Source organism: Bacillus sp. JJ783, assembly GCF_036963225.1.
Classification (GTDB): domain Bacteria; phylum Bacillota; class Bacilli; order Bacillales; family Bacillaceae_G; genus Bacillus_A; species Bacillus_A cereus_U.
In genome coordinates this window covers 42,937-59,059 of the sequence record NZ_JBALMG010000001.1, presented here as the reverse complement: position 1 = coordinate 59,059, position 16,123 = coordinate 42,937, and the positions used below count along the sequence as shown (strand labels likewise).

The following is a 16,123-nucleotide window of genomic DNA, read 5'->3' as shown; positions in this document are numbered from 1 at the left end:
TATGAATTATGGAAACGGATGCGGGTGTGGATTTAACTTTTCATTCGTTAAAGGCTCAGCTCTATATCCAAGTGTCATCGGTACGGTATAGACTCTATCCAGTCCTGTAACCCGAGTGAGATGGTGACCGAACGTCATCGGTAACATGCCTGGAATAATGACTTTTACACAATGTAAGCCGTTCTTTTCTATAAGGCGGACCGTTTGATCTACAACGATTACTTCAAGTCTAGATTGATGTAGCCGGTTTAAAAGTTGATGAAGATCAGATGTTAAATCCATATCAAATGATTGTAATGCATTCATTTCTTGGAACGTTTGCACCGGAGCATCTTCACGTAAAAGGAAGTGAAGACGTTCTTCCGCTTCTTTCAATCCGTACAGCATACTATGATCTTCCATTTTATTAACGAGGTAGGGATCTTGTAAGCAGTTTTCGTAATACTCTCTTTTTTGATCGAGCTCTTCGTCTGCTATAAGTAACATGCCTGCTATTTCGTGAATTGCACTCTTTAGAGCGCGGATTGGGTCTAAATGAGAGCCTCCTGCACAAACAACGTTCATTCCATTTTCACGCGTATTTTTTGCAATGACCCATAGGCTCGGGATGCCGTGTTCCATCGTTGCATTAAAAGCATGTAATTCATACCCGGTAATCGTGTGTAACCGCTGGATCATTAATTGTAATTCTGTATCATTTGCTGAACTGAGATCAAGGCGGGGAAGAGGTAATTCGGCATACCAAGTGAGCAAAAAGGCGTCACGCTCTACAATTTCTAAAATGCCGTGAAAAATTGCTTCTTCTAAACTACCACCAATTGCACATCCATTTGATGTTTCATATACGAAAGCATCTCGTTGACCAAGGCTATAATAAGCGATTGATTCTGGAACTAAAAGTGGCTGTCTTTGTGATAAAGAGTATCCCCATACCCAGTTTTGCTCATAATCAGGATCAAATGGCTTAAATGGAAAACTATCACGATTGTAATGTTCATTTGTATGTACGCCGAGTGTGTGGGGGTTCAGTGCAATATGCTCTAGCTCATGAAAACTACCATGCACATTTGACTTTTTCCCGCGAGGCGACATACCGCAATATCTTTCTAAACCTTCTAAAATAGCAGTTGATTCACTAAGCGCGAATGAATGAGTTCGGCCCGCGACACCTTCATTGCCGAACATTAATGGCATGTTTATAATAACATCAGAAAACGGTAATAAAGAATGTTGCATTTGGCCGTTTAAAATACCAGTCCGGTAATCTAAATAGTCTCTCGTTAAAAATGTGTTTAGCTCATGAATAGAACGGCAGCGATACGTTTCAGTACTCGTTTTCAAACTTGGTTGTAAAGAAATTTGCGCTGCATCTGCTGTATCGTCAGACAAATTGCTGCATACCGGACAGAGAGGGTCTGGAAGAAACGAATGCCGGGTACATTGTAACGTTTGTAAGTCCAGTAAAATGAGTTCATTGTTTATAGAAGAATGTTTGTTAGTTAATATCTTCTCTGTTTCAGCATGAATGAGCTGGCACATTTGTAACATTCCATTTTGGGTGGCGCGTACATCACGCCTCGTCACGTTCTCTGCTTTTAATGCATATTTCCGTTGTAGTTCCCACATTTCTTTTTGATCAAATCCAGCTATAAACCGGCGTCCATCAGCGCAGTGGGAACATCCAGTTGTAAGAGGCTGAACGTAAGGACCGATAATACCTTCACCAAACGAAGTAAACGCGCGAAGCCATGGAATATTATTTGAGCGAAAGATAAGCTCAGCATCATGATGTACGGAAGAAGGAGACCCGTCATGTAAGACGAGAGCAAGATGAATGTTTTCAGGGAGAATTTCTGGAATGGTATGCTGGCGGATGAGTGAATATTGCTTATACAATTGCTCATGTACATAGTCTGTGAGTAGGCCATCTCCTATAAGTAATATGTTTTGAGTCATTGGTCATCCTCCTTTGCAATTAATACCCCATATACACCGTCTAAGTTGTCTCTTAAAAATGACTCAATAGCTAAATCAAAAACGAATGGATACAAGTTGTTTTCCGCTAAATTTTGCAAGGCAACTTGTAAAGACTGTACGCCTGGAATTTCTTCCTCTTCTTGTATTGCTACTCTAACAGAATCCGTACTATATAAAACAATGGATGATTCCGGTAACATATTAGCTTTATAAGGAATCTCTTCATTTTGAATATGAAGGAGTGCTTGTTGCAGAGCATTTCTTAACGCGAGTGTTATATTAATATTTGCCGCACCATACCATCTATCATTTATACCGATCCAAACGACAGGAAAACCAAGTAACTCCTCACTCATTCCTACTTTAGATATTTCATGAATTGTAGAGAGAGCATCGTAATAAAACCTACAATGTTTATCATGAATTGCGGTTAAATCAAGCTCTGTAATCTCTTCTAGCATATGTGATTGGCGTTCACATAACTTATTATTTAAATGTTTTTGTAGTGCTCGGTATACACCTTCTGTCATCGTTTCCCCAGCACCAATACCGATATCAGTATGTTCGGGGATAAGACGATGAATCATTTCAGCTACATATGTTTCAACTCCTGTTAAACCAGCTTCGCGGCGTGCTTCATTATGAGTTAATCCACCGCAAGTTATAGTAGGAAGGGGAGAGGTAGGTCCATCTGATAATGGGTTTGCAACTTGAATATAGCACTGTGATAAAGGCAATTGGTGTAAATCTTGTTCATCCCACATGTGGAATATGCCAGCTTCTTTAGAAGTTAACGTATCAAAAAAACGAAAAAGTTCAGTTGAAGTATATTGTCCGGAACGATGGGCAAGGTTTTCTTGAAGATTTTGCACTGTGTCAATTGTAAAGATTTCATCGGTTGCGAGAAGATGTTTTATGAAAGGGTGCCACTTTCCTTCAAGTGTTTCCAAGTTTAATAAAAAGAATTGAGGATTATGCTGCCTGTGTGAACCTTCAGCGACATGTTTAAATAACTCAAAAACGATAATATTTGCTAACATTGCAGATGCAATTGGTGAGAAAGGTTCAGGTGGATCTTCACTTTGTAAAGTAGTTTCGTGTAGACGATGCCAAGCTGATTCCCAGCATTCTTCACGGTCTGCGGTTACGACGGGTCCAGCTAAACCAATTCTTGATAAGCAAATAGCTGGTATGAAATTTTTCCTAAACTCTCTACAAATAGTATGGATTGCTCTTAAACTTTCAATATCTCCATTTTGGGAAACGTATAAAATCCAGTCGAAAGGCTCGAATACTTCATGCAAAGGGCGATCAATTGCAATATCTATTTCTTGAATAAGTACATTGTCATCATTTGCATATGCACGTTCGCTTAGTTCATGAATTCGATCGTAGTTTGTTTCAGCACGATCTGTAACAAGATAATGAAATGTAGGTAAACCAGATTCTAATAAAGAAGAAACTAGGGAAGTAAGCATATCGCCAGAACCAATTATAAGCACATTTGCTGCGCGGTACGTTTCGAATTTTAAAGCGCCTGAATGGGAATCAGCTTCTAAAAACTCAATTTGCGAAGCGTATCTGTCGAGTAATGCACTGTTTAATTCGTGGGGAGCATCTTGGCTTACATCACGAACGAAACCATTTTCATATAAAATCTCTCCAATTTCAAATACTCGATTTTGATAGGGGAGAGGGAGACCATCGGTTATTTCTGTCAAAGAATGATTACCGTTAAACATAGGCATTAATTTCTCAATCCAGTCATAAATTCCATCACCATCCATACGGAATGAACTGGAGTTATTTCGAAAGTAAACACCCCCGTTTGAATCGGGGAGGAAGAAAGTATCCTTATTTGCTTTAAGTTTTGCATGAACTGGAAGGTTACTCATTTTTATCCCCCTTACGTTTTAGACATACATTATTAGTCTATGTAGTGTGATGTGTCCCGTATGAATACAATAAAAAAAGGCTGTAGAATGAAACATTCTACAGCCTTTAATAGATTAATAATCTATCAACCTTCTAATAATAATGATTTTGGATCTTCAAGCATATCTTTAACAGCAACAAGGAAGCTAACTGCTTCTTTACCATCAACAATACGGTGATCGTAAGATAGTGCAAGGTACATCATTGGGCGGTTTTCCATACGCTCGTTATCGATCGCAACTGGACGTACTTGGATTTTATGCATTCCTAGAATACCTACTTGTGGACTATTTAGGATTGGTGTTGACATTAGAGAACCGAACACGCCACCATTTGTGATCGTAAATGTACCACCTTGTAGCTCTTTTAATGAAAGTTTATTATCGCGTGCTTTCAGACCTAAATTACGAATCTCGCTTTCAATTTCAGCGAAGTTCAATTGGTTAGCATCGCGTACAACTGGAACAACTAATCCATCTGGAGCTGCTACTGCAATACCGATATCATAGAATTTTTTAATGATAAGCTCGTCGCCTTGAATTTCAGCATTTAATAATGGGAATTGTTTTAATGCTGCAACAACTGCTTTTGTGAAGAATGACATAAAGCCAAGACGTACATCATGTTTTTTCTCGAAAGCATCTTTGCGTTCTTTACGTAATTCCATGATTGCACTCATATCAACTTCGTTAAATGTAGTTAACATTGCAGATGTTTGTTGAACTTCTACAAGACGTTTTGCAATTGTTTGACGGCGGCGGGACATTTTCACACGCTCAACTGGTTTTTCGAATTCAGTTTTTGCAACTGGAGCCGGACTTTGTTTTGGAGCAGCTGGTGTTTCTTTTGGAGCTGCAGCGTGAGCTTGTACATCATGTGGTCTCACACGTCCAAGTAGATCTGTACTACGTACGTCGTTTAAGTCGATTCCTAATTCACGAGCCATTTTGCGAGCAGCTGGTGATGCGATAGGACGATTTGTATTTGGTAAACCTTGCAATGTTTTATTTTGTTCAGCACTTGGAGCTGCTGCTTTCGGTGCTTCAGTAGTTTCTTGTTTTGGTTGCTCATTAGCTGGAGCAGGTGTACTTACTGCAACTGCTGCACCGTTTGCGTCTAAAATTGCGATAGTAGCGCCAACTTCAACTGTATCTCCAGGTTCGCCTAGTAACTTCGATACAATACCTGAATCTTCTGCAATGATTTCTACATTGACTTTGTCAGTCTCAAGCTCAACAACGCTGCCACCTTTCTCAACTTTGTCGCCTACGTTGATAAGCCATTGTGAAATAGTTCCTTCTGAAATAGATTCTGCAAGCTCAGGTACTTTAATTTCGATCATTTTAAATGTCCTCCCCTTATTTGCCTAACGGTGTGTTTTGTCTTCTTTAATCTTCGGTAATCTCCATTTGTTAGCCCGGCTGTGGGAGACTATCTGCCACAGCCGAGCCTGAAAAAATCATTGTTACTTTCAGTTGCTAAAAACTTCAATTTCTTGTTTATCTTGACGGAAGTTGTACTTCACATCTAAAGCGTGTGCAACGATTAATTCTTGCTCAGCTTTGTGAGCGAATGGATCGCCACCAGATGGGCTAGAACGATCCGGGCGTCCAATGTAGCCTGTTTTCACTTTATCCCCAGCTAGTTCGAACAGAATTGGAGCCATGTAATGCCATGCGCCCATATTACGAGGTTCTTCTTGAACCCAAATGATTTCTTCTAAGTTTTTAAAGCGTTTAATAATAGATTGAACTTTTTCAGCAGGGAATGGGTACAACTGCTCGATACGAACCATATGAACTTCATCTAAGTTGTACTCATGCTTACCACTTTCGATTTCTGCTGCTAAGTCAATTGCCATTTTACCTGTACTTAAAACAAGGCGTTTTACTTTGTTTGGTTTTGCACCAAGGTTTCCTTGTTCTAAAGCAGGTTGGAAACGTCCTTCACTTAACTCACTACCTGTAGAAAGTGTAAGTGGGTGACGTAATAAGCTTTTCGGCGTCATAATTACTAATGGTCGAACAGCCTCTGTTCCTAAGATAGATGCTTGACGGCGCAAGATATGGAAGTATTGTGCCGCGCTCGTTAAGTTTGCAACTGTCCAGTTGTTTTCCGCAGCTAATTGTAAGAAACGTTCTGGACGTGCACTAGAATGCTCCGGTCCTTGACCTTCATAACCGTGTGGTAATAGAAGAACTAGACCTGATTTTTGACCCCATTTCGCTCTTCCTGCTGAAACATATTGATCAAATAATGCTTGCGCAGTATTTGAGAAGTCACCATATTGCGCTTCCCACATCACAAGAGTTTCTGGAGCAAATACGTTGTAACCATATTCGTAACCAACAACAGCAGCTTCTGATAACGGACTGTTATGAACAGAGAATGATGCGTTAATGTTCGGTAAGCGATGTAATGGTGAATATGTTTCGTTTGTATCAGTATCGTGTAATACGATATGACGATGCGCAAATGTACCACGCTGTGAATCTTGACCAGTTAAACGAATTGGCGTACCTTCTTGTAAAATAGAAGCGAATGCTAACGATTCAGCAAGTGCCCATTCAATTTTACCGTTTTCTTCAAGAGCATCTTTACGGCGCTCAAGAATTTTCTTCACTTTTGGATATACGTTAAATCCTTCAGGCCAAGATAATAGTCCTTCATTAATTGCACGAAGTGAGTCAATTGAAACACCAGTGTCAATCGGTTGAATTCCTTTTGCAACAACTTCTGGAACTTTAACGTGAATTGTTGCAGCACTCGTATCAGCTGGTGGCACTTGTGCGTATTCAGCCTTTAATTCCTCTTGTATAAACTGAGCAATTGTTTCAACCTCATCTGCATTCAGAACGCCAGCAGATTGTAATTGATCTGCATAAATTGCTCTTACAGTGGGGTGGTTTTTAATTTTTTTGTACACTTGTGGTTGCGTAACTGCTGGATCATCCATTTCGTTATGACCATATCGGCGGTAACCGATTAAATCGATTAAGAAGTCCTTTTTGAACAGCGTACGATATTGGATCGCAAGGTTTGCAGCAGCAAGACAAGCTTCCGGATCATCAGCATTCACGTGAACAATCGGAATATCGAAACCTTTTGCAAGGTCGCTTGAATATTTAGTAGAACGAGAATCATAGCTATCAGTCGTAAAGCCGACTGCATTATTTGCGATAACATGAATAGTTCCGCCAGTTTGGTATGCATTCAATCTACTTAAGTTCAATGTTTCAGACACAACACCTTGACCAGGGAATGCAGCATCACCATGAACTAAAATTACGAATGATTTTGTAGTATCTTGTTCTGGAAGACCAGATTTTTTACGATTCTCTTGAGCTGCGCGTGCGAAACCTTCAACAACAGGGTTAACGAACTCAAGATGACTCGGATTATTTGCTAATGTAACACGGGTGCTAACTTCTTCATTACCAACGACTTGTTCTCTACCCAAATGGTATTTTACGTCGCCAGTCCAGCCAGCATTTGTCTTTACACCTTCTATTTTTGCATGTTTGAACTCAGCAAACATGTGACCATATGGCTTTTCTAATACGTGAGCGAGTACGCTTAGACGACCACGGTGAGCCATACCAATCATGACATCTTCAACGCCGCCTTTAGCACCTTCTGAAACAATTTCATCTAGTACAGGTACAAGCATATCAACGCCCTCTATTGAGAAACGTTTTTGACCAACGAATGTTTTATGCAAGAATTGCTCGAAACCTTCAACAGCAGTTAAACGTTTTAAAAGAGCAGTTCGTTTTTTATTTGATAATGGTTGACGCAATGAATTTGATTCCACCATTTGATGCAACCACGCGCGTTCTTCACTATCTTGTATATGTGAGAATTCATAAGCTAAAGATTTTGTATAAACGTCTTTTAATCTATGAATTACATCAAGTGCAGTGTGAATACCCTCTGGTGCATCTTGCCATACTGTTTTTGCTGGAATCGCTTTCAAATCAGCATCGCTCAGTTCGTTCATTGCTTTTTCGATAAGAGATTGTCCGTTTGCAGCATCTTCCATTGGGTTGATGTGAGCCAACGTATGCCCGAAAGAACGAATCTGTTCAACAAGTTGAACGACTTTAAGAATTTTTTCAATGTTACCTGTGTTTTGAGGAGAAAAATGTGTTGCTGTGTTGTCCCCTGTTACGACATCATCTTGAAACGAAGGAGCTCCAAAAATTTCAAAAAGCTCTTGTAATTCCGGATCAACAGAACCTGCTCCAGTTACGTAAAGATCATACTGTTCAATAACATAACCAAGGTTCGGACCATGGAACTTGGCCCAAGGGTTTGTCGTTGTATTCTTCCTCGTCATTTGTTTAAACCTCCCAATGCATATAATCCTTTTCCTATACAAAAGGTGCATTTTGCTCTTTTTCAATAATTGATGAACTAATAATTAATGTAAATGTTATCTTTACTCTTATGTTATTACAATAATTTACATAATACCAAACACTATTACTTATCTGTTTTGTAAAAAAACATTCACAATTACTTATCACCCAAGTTAATCTTTCATGTTATAAAGTAATTTTACAGAAAAATGGGGTGGATATATTTGGTATGCCTACATTAATAACTATAATTGTTGCATTTAAATATAAGTATAACTGTCGGAATGTTTCGATAAAGTTTAGTTCGAATTATGTATATTGAAATAATAAGCGCTTTCATTGATATTATACAACAATACAACGGAATATAGTATAAAAAATAAAAAATTATGAATTTACCATAAACTTTATATCGATAGTGTTAAATATTGAAAGGAAAATGAAGGATTTCTACAAAAAAAGTGGCTATACATAAAAAATGCTTCATAAACCGTTAGTTTCTATAAATATGGCGAAAAACAACGTAAAAACAATAGCGCACATCACCCAATAAGGAGAAGAATGAAATATTTTAAAAGGATAAAACAAATATGGAGATATTAAATTTTCACAAAAGCGGGGAGGAGATATAGTAACGGCTATATACATTGTTCCATGTTTCATTTCAAAATAGACGTGCTGAATTTGAAAAAGTTTCTTCTATATAAATAGAGTGAAAAATAATTACAATGAATGTAAAGGAACCTTGACGTAAAGTTTCCTTTACATATATACTCGGTATAAGGAAGGAGGGAGAAATTTCCTTGGAAAATAAAATGGTCGAATATCGAAAAAAATTTGGACTATCTCAAGAAAAATTGGCTGAGAAACTTGGGGTTTCCAGACAAACCATCATTTCAATTGAAAAAGGGAAATATGATCCATCACTTCCGTTAGCATTTGAAATTGCAAAAACATTTCAGACAACGATAGAACATGTATTTATTTATGAGGGAAAAGAAGAGGAGGAATAGAGATGAATTATTCGCAAAAGTACTTTGTTATTATGGGAATTATTTTTCTGTTTATGAGTGGATTTATGGTACTAACGGGTGTAATGACACATTCCGCACCGCCGGCTATAACTTATCCATTGCTTGCAATGATGATCATGTGCTTCTGCCTAAGTTACTTACACCCGCAATTTAAAGAAAAAGATGAGCGAATGAAACTCATTCGTTATAAAGGAATGTTCGTGACATTTTTTGCATTAACAGCATACTATCTTCTTTTCTCGATTGGCTTAAACTTAAAAGTAATTACACTATCTGCGGTTGAACTATTGAACATATTAATGGCACTTACGATGAGTACAGTCTTTATATCGTTTGTTGTTTTATCGAAAAGATATTAAGATGTAAGAGAGAAAGGAAGATTAACATATGCAAATGATGTACGCTTTTGGCATGGGGCTTGTTTTATTTTTAGCGGTGTTCCTATTTATTCGTAAAGACGTTCAGGGCGGAACGTTAACGAAAAGAGGATTTTATAAAATGATCGGCTGTTTAGTCGTTATGTTTATAGCGATTATCGTAATGATCGTTTTAATTAATAAAACATTATAGAATTTAAAAACGGAACCTTACTTTATAGTAAGGTTTTTCTATTTGAAATTAATACTAAAAATCACCATAAAAACCATTTACTAACTATATTTCCTATTATATAATCCAATAAAATGATAGAAAGGAGAATAGTATATGAACAAAAAAGCTATCTTCTTTTTATTAACATGTCTACTACTTATAGCTAGTATTACTTATATAATATGTAACAAACGAGAACATGTACCACCTATATTAGTATGGGAGGGCCAGGAATACTACATTACGAATGAACCTGCCAAAGCAGAAGAAGTCGGACAAAAACTTGGCGAAGTAACAAAGAAAATTGAAACAAGCAAACGGCCTACTAAAGATAGTGAATCCAACATATTACAAGAAAAAACAGAAGTATTTGAAATGATTTTAGAAGAAGAGGATGAAAGGCGCCCCATACTCGTAAAAGAACCTCATAGTGAAGAATATAGAGTAGCAAGGCCGATGTTAAAACAAGTACTATAATGAAAAGGAGATTCATATGCAGACAGTAACCTCATATCCATGGTCGTTAAGAAAAACATTTGTCTTTTTCCTTTGCTTTATTCTGCCTCCTATCGGTGCCATTTACATTTTGATGAATAGAGAGGCATTACAAAAAAGAGATATCATTTCATACCTATTATTTGCGGCTACTAATATATCACTTTGGTTATCGCTTATGGTTTTTGATCGGAGCATATGGATGGTAGCAGGACATTATGTACTTGGAGTAATTATTATTGTTTTTTCAAATATGAATAAGAGATAAACCGGCAATCTTAAAGTTGCTGGTTTTTATTTTATAAAGAAGGCCTTGTAGAAATACTACAAGGCTCTTTGTCTTTTGGGAAAGAATAGAAAACAAATCATATAAATGATATACTAAAAAATGTTTGTAATGTAAGTTTCATACTATTGTATAGTGATGACTTACTAGAAAAGATAAGAGGAGAATGAACGTGAAAAAGGTACAGAAATTATTGCTGCTAATGATGGTAATAGGATTAACAGTTGGTGTTCTAGCAGGATGTGCAAACCCGAAAGATACTGCTGAAGAATTTTTAACAGCGATACAAAAAGGTGACCTAGAAAAGGCTCGCACATTTGTTGAAAGTGATAAAGAGTTTAGTAAACTAAATGAAAAAACAGACGATGCTGACGGAAAAGCAATGCTGAGCGCAATTACGAAAAGCTTTAAATTTGAAAAGCTAGAAGAAGTATCAAAAAAGGATGACAAAGCAGAAGTGAAAGTGAAAGTTACATCTGTTGATCTATCTATTGCTGTAACAAAAGCAATGGGAGAAGTTATGCCAATGGCCTTCGCTAGTGCCTTTAGCGAAGACAAAGAGCAATCCGAAAAAGCAATAGAAAAAACGATGACATCAACTATCATCAAAAATTTATCGGATAAAGAGGCAGCAATGGCAACTCGCGAAGTTACATTGAACTTAAAGAAAGACAAAGATGGCGACTACAAAATCGTTGCTGATGACAACCTACAAGAATTGTTATTTGCTAATGCGAAGTCTTTGGAGAAGATGTTTGGTGGGAAGTGATTAACTGGCAAGGTTTTTAGTTTTTATAAGAAGTGACTTGGAAAAAAGAGACACCATATCACCTAATAGGTTGATATGGTGTTTTTTTATGACCCCGGAGAGGCTCGAACTCACGACCTCCACCCTGTCAAGGTGGCGCTCTCCCTGCTGAGCTACGGGATCTTCAATAAATGCTTATGTAACAGCATCTTTAATCATTATGCTAAAGCAATTATATATAATTGACTGAAATTTTACAATATTTTTATAGTAATCTTTTAAAGAGGTAGTGTAATAGAAAATAGGTTTATTTCAGAGGTATATTAGTATGTATGTTTTTATATTTAATAAGTAGAAAATGCTGAAGTGTTATGATTTCCGATACCAATCCAAAGGACTGTTATCACTTAAATCAACAAGAAAAGGAAATAAGAAGTGTAAAGGTAAGCTTATAAATTCTGGCATAGCACTCAATGTTTTCTTTGATAGATATTTCCTTCCAAAACAATACGGACAATCTTTTTCAAATGTTATGAGAAGCGACCATACATCTTTTACTTTCCACTTCGTTTTACAATACGTACAACGCGCCATGGAGTTCCTCCTCATTTTAAGGTGTTTTCTAATATATTCCATTTCATTGTACTAAAGTCAAGTGTATTTGGTGTGATAGAATGTAAGTTGGTTTGTTTTTTTATATGGATGTATTCCGTAATTTATGACTAAATGAATGTAGTGTGAGGGTTATATAATAAGAGATTTTCATTTTTAATATGCAAATTGGCCAATATATCCTTTTTACAATTTTCAAGAAATCATGTATAAAAGAAGTACAAGATATTTATAAATATTCAGGAGTAGAGGGAGAATTATTGTAATGGTAAGAAAAACGTTCAAGATGCGTGTGTCTAAAAATAGAACGATTTCGATTGATGGTTCGATTCTTGATGTGGATGTGACACATGATGAGTTTTTGCAAGAGTTCGTTGAGTGGGTCGATTCTAAAGGTTGGTCATTTATGGGTATGACGGATGAGATTACGCCTGAGGAAGCTAGTCAAAAGTTAATAGATTCGTTGATTGATGAGAAGGATAAGAAAGAGTAATTCCTTCTTATTTTTTATTGTATATTTATGTTCCTTATCGTAAAAGTGTGATATAGTAAAAAATAGTGAATATTCTTCCAATTTAATACAAATTACATATAGATTGGTAGAGTTATTTTATAGAATGTGAAAGTAAAGTGAAAAGGGAGAGTCATATGGTAAATTTTAAGAAAATTTCGGTTTTTATTATGGTTATTTGTTTATTTTTTTTGACACCTATGACGTTATATGCTGAGACGAATGTTGGAATAAATCCGGAGCAAGTGGCACCGCCACCAGCCGAAGGACCGAATGTTTTTAGTCAGTTTGCGACTACGATTGATGCGAAAACAGGAGATATGTTGTACGACAAAAATGCACATCATCGTGCGTTCCCTGCTAGTATGACGAAGGTGTTAACGGCGATTTTACTGATGGAGCATACGAAGCCAGAGGATCAATTTACGTTTTCACAGTTAGCGTTAGATCAAGAGAAGAGTAATTATCAAATTGAGTTTCAACCTGGTGAGACTATTAATAGAAATACTGCACTTATGATTTTAATGGTGCTGAGTGCGAATGATGTGTCGTATGCGATTGCGGAGCGTATTGGAGGAAGTGTTGAAAATTTCGCTAATATGATGAATGAAAAGGCGAAGCAATTAGGGGCTAAAGATAGCCATTTTGTAACGCCAAATGGATTGCATGATCCAAATCATTATACGACGCCATATGATATGGCCATGATTACGAGAGGTGTGCAAAAGTATCCTGAAATTTTACAAGCGATGAATACGAAAAGAACGACGGTTACGACATCTACGCAAACAGTTTCTATTTTTAATAAGTCTACTTATTTTGAAAATCCATATAGCATTGGTGGTAAGACAGGGTTTACGAATGAAGCGCGCAATACGCTCGTTTTATTAAATGAGAAGGATGGGAATCGCATTATAAATGTAGTAATGGCTTCTCAAAGACCTGAAATTTATGAAGATTTGAAGCAGATGGCGGAATATTCTTTTGGGCAATTTACGAAGCAAACGGTACTAGATAAACATAGTTGGCATCAAAAGACAACGTATTTAAATAAAGATGTTGATTCTGAATTGGAAAAAAGTGCTGAGCTTATGCTAAAGAAGGATGAAGGGAAAAATGTGAAAACTACTTTCCGAGCGGCTCCATTAGATAAAGAATCTTTGTATCATAAAGGAATCCATCGTGGTGAGATAGTTGGTGCAGTTGATATTACGAAAAACAATCAAACAATTGCAACTATTAATGTTCTTTCAAAAGAAGATGTTACGTTTGCGATGCCTAAAAAAGATACAGTTGCACCTGAAGTAAAGGAATCCAATGTGAAAGTGATAAGTGTTGGGATAGGTGCGATTGTATTATTTGGAGCCATTTTATATGTAGTGCTGCGTCGAAATAAACAAGGAATGAAATCAGAAGAAAAATAAATTGCTAGTATGGAGACTGTGATGAGGTTTTGTCACGGTCTTTTTGTATGCATTTTAAAAGTAATTTAACTAATAATTGTAAATTTTCTTATTGCATTTCTGTATTGTTCGTTATATTATTTACTTGTGTTCTTGTTAAAGAACTAAAGTGGATATTACATATTTCAAATAATATAAAACAACGGAGAGGGAGAGAGACGATGAAATTAGTTTGGAAGATTATTAGCAACGTTATCTCATTTGTTTTATTTGCGGTAATGGTTTGTTTAGCTTTTGTAGTTATTTCTTCAAAAGCGAGTGGTGGTGATCCAACAGTGATGGGATATCAATTTAAGAGCGTTCTTTCAGGATCGATGGAACCAACATTTTTAACAGGATCAATCATTGCGATAGAGCCAACGAAAGATGGTTCTAAATATCAAAAAGGTGATGTTATTACGTTTAAAGAGAAAGATGACAAAATTATCACTCACCGTATTATCGGTGTGAAAGATACAAATGGAAAAGTAATGTATGAAACAAAAGGGGATAACAACAACGGACCAGATTTAGCACCAGTACTTGCAGAGAATGTAATCGGAAAATATGCAGATATTACAGTTCCATACGTTGGTTATGGACTGAATTATGCGAGTTCAAAAGCGGGAGCAGCATTACTTCTTATTATTCCAGGAGTCTTTTTACTTGGTTATTCCGCGATTTCTATTTTTGGCGCTATTCGTAGCATCGACGGAGAAAAGAAAGATAAAAAAGTAGAACAATCCGTATAGTTAGTTTGGTTATATCTTCCTATTAGGAAGTTAACAAATATATATTATGGGGGATTTGGACATGACTTTAAAGAAAAAATTAGGAATGGGTATCGCATCAGCAGTACTAGGAGCAGCATTAGTTGGTGGAGGAACATTTGCATTCTTTAGCGACAAAGAAGTGTCAAACAATACATTTGCGGCTGGTACACTTGATTTAGCGGCAAATCCATCGACAGTTGTTGATGTATCGAATTTAAAGCCTGGCGATACAATTAAAAGAGATTTTAAACTAGAAAATAAAGGCTCTTTAGATATTAAAAAAGTTTTACTAAAAACAGATTACAAAGTAAGCGATGCGAAGGGCGACAATAAAGATGATTTTGGTAAACATATTAAAGTAACATTCTTAAAGAATGTAGATAAGCATGAAACAATTGTAAAAGAAACAACGCTAGATAAATTGAAGGGTGACACACTTACAGCGGTAGATAATGATTTATCTGCTTGGTTCTGGGATGAAAAAGGTATTTCTGCAGGTAAGTCTGATAAATTCGCAGTGAAATTCGAGTTTGTTGATAATAAAAAAGACCAAAATGAATTCCAAGGCGATAAACTAAATTTAACTTGGACGTTTGATGCACAACAAACAGAAGGTGAAGCAAGATAATAATAAAAAAGGGCTATCACATGGATAGCCCTTTTTCTATTTTTCTAGCATATGGCTATCATTTTGTATAGTTCTTTATTATAATAAAGATAATGTTCTGTATAAAGAACGCATTGTTCGATGGGAGAGATTAAGATGCTGAAAAGACCGCGTAATTTAAAAAAGATGCTTATATTGCCGTGTGTGTGCTCTATTACGTTTTATTTAGGATCTCAAGTCATGACGCATACAGAAGCGGCATTTATTCATGAAACGAAAGTAGAAGCGACGCTTTCTACAGCAATTATATTTCCGAAAACAGTTAATACGTTAAAAGAGCAAGCTGAGCAACATAAACAGTTTATTGAGCATGAGTATGGAACAATGAAGGGGAAATTGAAAGCAACTTCTATTGAAGAAATAGAACAGGCAATTGTAGTATGGCAGCAAGGACGTGAGAAAATTACTTCTGAGAAGGAAGCTTTACAAAATGTATATACTGCAATAGAAACTCCTTATAATCAAATACAAGAAGAATTAAAGGGAAATAAAGATGAGTCGATTCAGCAAGTAGCTTTATTTGTGAATGAAGGCTTTCGCAGTATAAAAGAGAAGCGCGATTATATTGAGAAAGAAGTTAGCTTGCAAGCTATTGATGAACAGATCCAGGCTCTCCAGCAACAATTAAATGTTGCAATTGAAGCGGAAGGGCAAAAGAAAGTAGAAGAACAGAAGAAAGTAGAAGAACAGA

The 16,123-nt window shown here is 36.6% G+C and carries 16 protein-coding genes and 1 tRNA gene; 11 read left to right on the top strand and 6 right to left on the bottom strand.

The genetic code is table 11. The features are described 5' to 3' along the window. Positions 1-6: 6 nt before the first annotated feature. The 4 genes from V7038_RS00300 to odhA form a co-directional block, all read right to left on the bottom strand. A complete protein-coding gene (locus tag V7038_RS00300; protein ID WP_070128133.1) occupies positions 7-1,956 on the bottom strand; it encodes a TOMM precursor leader peptide-binding protein in 1,950 nt (649 codons plus the stop codon). Then, on the bottom strand, positions 1,953-3,872 hold the full coding sequence (locus V7038_RS00295; protein WP_335468684.1) for a putative thiazole-containing bacteriocin maturation protein: 1,920 nt from the start codon (positions 3,870-3,872) through the stop codon (positions 1,953-1,955). The genes V7038_RS00300 and V7038_RS00295 overlap by 4 nt, the downstream gene beginning before the upstream one ends. Positions 3,873-3,997: 125 nt before the next feature. Further along, positions 3,998-5,254, bottom strand: coding sequence for a 2-oxoglutarate dehydrogenase complex dihydrolipoyllysine-residue succinyltransferase (gene odhB, locus V7038_RS00290; protein WP_335468682.1), 1,257 nt, complete (start codon positions 5,252-5,254; stop codon positions 3,998-4,000). Positions 5,255-5,383: 129 nt separating this feature from the next. Continuing rightward, positions 5,384-8,251: a 2-oxoglutarate dehydrogenase E1 component gene (odhA, locus tag V7038_RS00285; protein ID WP_070138958.1), complete on the bottom strand. Its 2,868-nt coding sequence runs from the start codon at positions 8,249-8,251 to the stop codon at positions 5,384-5,386. 825 nt (positions 8,252-9,076) lie between these two features. Here odhA and V7038_RS00280 point away from each other — a divergent pair. From V7038_RS00280 to V7038_RS00255, 6 genes are all read left to right on the top strand, one after another. Then, entirely contained in the window at positions 9,077-9,286 is a 210-nt protein-coding gene (locus V7038_RS00280) for a helix-turn-helix transcriptional regulator (RefSeq protein ID WP_002202726.1), read from the top strand. A 2-nt stretch (positions 9,287-9,288) separates the two neighbouring features. After that, the gene (locus V7038_RS00275; protein ID WP_002202725.1) at positions 9,289-9,666 is read left to right on the top strand and encodes a hypothetical protein; all 378 of its coding nucleotides are present in this window, start codon (positions 9,289-9,291) and stop codon (positions 9,664-9,666) included. 28 nt (positions 9,667-9,694) lie between these two features. Beyond that, positions 9,695-9,877: a DUF3976 domain-containing protein gene (locus V7038_RS00270; RefSeq protein WP_002011459.1), complete on the top strand. Its 183-nt coding sequence runs from the start codon at positions 9,695-9,697 to the stop codon at positions 9,875-9,877. Between the two features lie 135 nt (positions 9,878-10,012). Beyond that, positions 10,013-10,375, top strand: coding sequence for a hypothetical protein (locus V7038_RS00265; RefSeq protein ID WP_002202724.1), 363 nt, complete (start codon positions 10,013-10,015; stop codon positions 10,373-10,375). Between the two features lie 16 nt (positions 10,376-10,391). Further along, the gene (locus V7038_RS00260) at positions 10,392-10,661 is read left to right on the top strand and encodes a hypothetical protein (protein ID WP_002201323.1); all 270 of its coding nucleotides are present in this window, start codon (positions 10,392-10,394) and stop codon (positions 10,659-10,661) included. A 190-nt stretch (positions 10,662-10,851) separates the two neighbouring features. Further along, positions 10,852-11,448 (top strand): hypothetical protein, encoded by a 597-nt coding sequence (locus V7038_RS00255; RefSeq protein ID WP_002201322.1) that lies wholly within the window; start codon positions 10,852-10,854, stop codon positions 11,446-11,448. Positions 11,449-11,537: 89 nt separating this feature from the next. Here the strand turns inward: V7038_RS00255 and V7038_RS00250 are convergent. Together V7038_RS00250 and V7038_RS00245 are read right to left on the bottom strand one after the other, a co-directional pair. Beyond that, a tRNA-Val gene (locus V7038_RS00250) sits at positions 11,538-11,610 on the bottom strand. Between the two features lie 186 nt (positions 11,611-11,796). Further along, positions 11,797-12,021 (bottom strand): hypothetical protein, encoded by a 225-nt coding sequence (locus tag V7038_RS00245; RefSeq protein WP_335468678.1) that lies wholly within the window; start codon positions 12,019-12,021, stop codon positions 11,797-11,799. Between the two features lie 283 nt (positions 12,022-12,304). On the opposite strand from V7038_RS00245, the gene V7038_RS00240 reads away from it, so the two are divergent. The 5 genes from V7038_RS00240 to V7038_RS00220 all read left to right on the top strand — a co-directional run. Beyond that, positions 12,305-12,532, top strand: a complete 228-nt coding sequence (locus V7038_RS00240; RefSeq protein WP_002202721.1) for a hypothetical protein — start codon at positions 12,305-12,307, stop codon at positions 12,530-12,532. 155 nt (positions 12,533-12,687) lie between these two features. Next, entirely contained in the window at positions 12,688-13,974 is a 1,287-nt protein-coding gene (locus V7038_RS00235; protein ID WP_002202720.1) for a D-alanyl-D-alanine carboxypeptidase family protein, read from the top strand. Between the two features lie 200 nt (positions 13,975-14,174). Next, positions 14,175-14,744, top strand: a complete 570-nt coding sequence (gene sipW / locus V7038_RS00230; RefSeq protein WP_002201287.1) for a signal peptidase I SipW — start codon at positions 14,175-14,177, stop codon at positions 14,742-14,744. A 61-nt stretch (positions 14,745-14,805) separates the two neighbouring features. Further along, the gene (locus tag V7038_RS00225) at positions 14,806-15,393 is read left to right on the top strand and encodes a CalY family protein (protein ID WP_002201286.1); all 588 of its coding nucleotides are present in this window, start codon (positions 14,806-14,808) and stop codon (positions 15,391-15,393) included. A gap of 120 nt (positions 15,394-15,513) precedes the next feature. Then, positions 15,514-16,123, top strand: a 610-nt coding sequence (locus tag V7038_RS00220; protein ID WP_335468675.1) for a DUF4047 domain-containing protein, incomplete at its 3' end; no start/stop codon positions are given.

What these genes read in the sequence shown, in the direction of transcription:
- V7038_RS00300 (WP_070128133.1), bottom strand. Translation starts at nt 1,956, where the DNA reads ATGACTCAAAACATATTACTTATAGGAGATGGCCTACTCACAGACTAT.
- V7038_RS00295 (WP_335468684.1), bottom strand. Translation starts at nt 3,872, where the DNA reads ATGAGTAACCTTCCAGTTCATGCAAAACTTAAAGCAAATAAGGATACT.
- odhB (WP_335468682.1), bottom strand. Translation starts at nt 5,254, where the DNA reads ATGATCGAAATTAAAGTACCTGAGCTTGCAGAATCTATTTCAGAAGGA.
- odhA (WP_070138958.1), bottom strand. Translation starts at nt 8,251, where the DNA reads ATGACGAGGAAGAATACAACGACAAACCCTTGGGCCAAGTTCCATGGT.
- V7038_RS00275 (WP_002202725.1), top strand. Translation starts at nt 9,289, where the DNA reads ATGAATTATTCGCAAAAGTACTTTGTTATTATGGGAATTATTTTTCTG.
- V7038_RS00270 (WP_002011459.1), top strand. Translation starts at nt 9,695, where the DNA reads ATGCAAATGATGTACGCTTTTGGCATGGGGCTTGTTTTATTTTTAGCG.
- V7038_RS00265 (WP_002202724.1), top strand. Translation starts at nt 10,013, where the DNA reads ATGAACAAAAAAGCTATCTTCTTTTTATTAACATGTCTACTACTTATA.
- V7038_RS00260 (WP_002201323.1), top strand. Translation starts at nt 10,392, where the DNA reads ATGCAGACAGTAACCTCATATCCATGGTCGTTAAGAAAAACATTTGTC.
- V7038_RS00245 (WP_335468678.1), bottom strand. Translation starts at nt 12,021, where the DNA reads ATGGCGCGTTGTACGTATTGTAAAACGAAGTGGAAAGTAAAAGATGTA.
- V7038_RS00240 (WP_002202721.1), top strand. Translation starts at nt 12,305, where the DNA reads ATGGTAAGAAAAACGTTCAAGATGCGTGTGTCTAAAAATAGAACGATT.
- V7038_RS00235 (WP_002202720.1), top strand. Translation starts at nt 12,688, where the DNA reads ATGGTAAATTTTAAGAAAATTTCGGTTTTTATTATGGTTATTTGTTTA.
- sipW (WP_002201287.1), top strand. Translation starts at nt 14,175, where the DNA reads ATGAAATTAGTTTGGAAGATTATTAGCAACGTTATCTCATTTGTTTTA.
- V7038_RS00225 (WP_002201286.1), top strand. Translation starts at nt 14,806, where the DNA reads ATGACTTTAAAGAAAAAATTAGGAATGGGTATCGCATCAGCAGTACTA.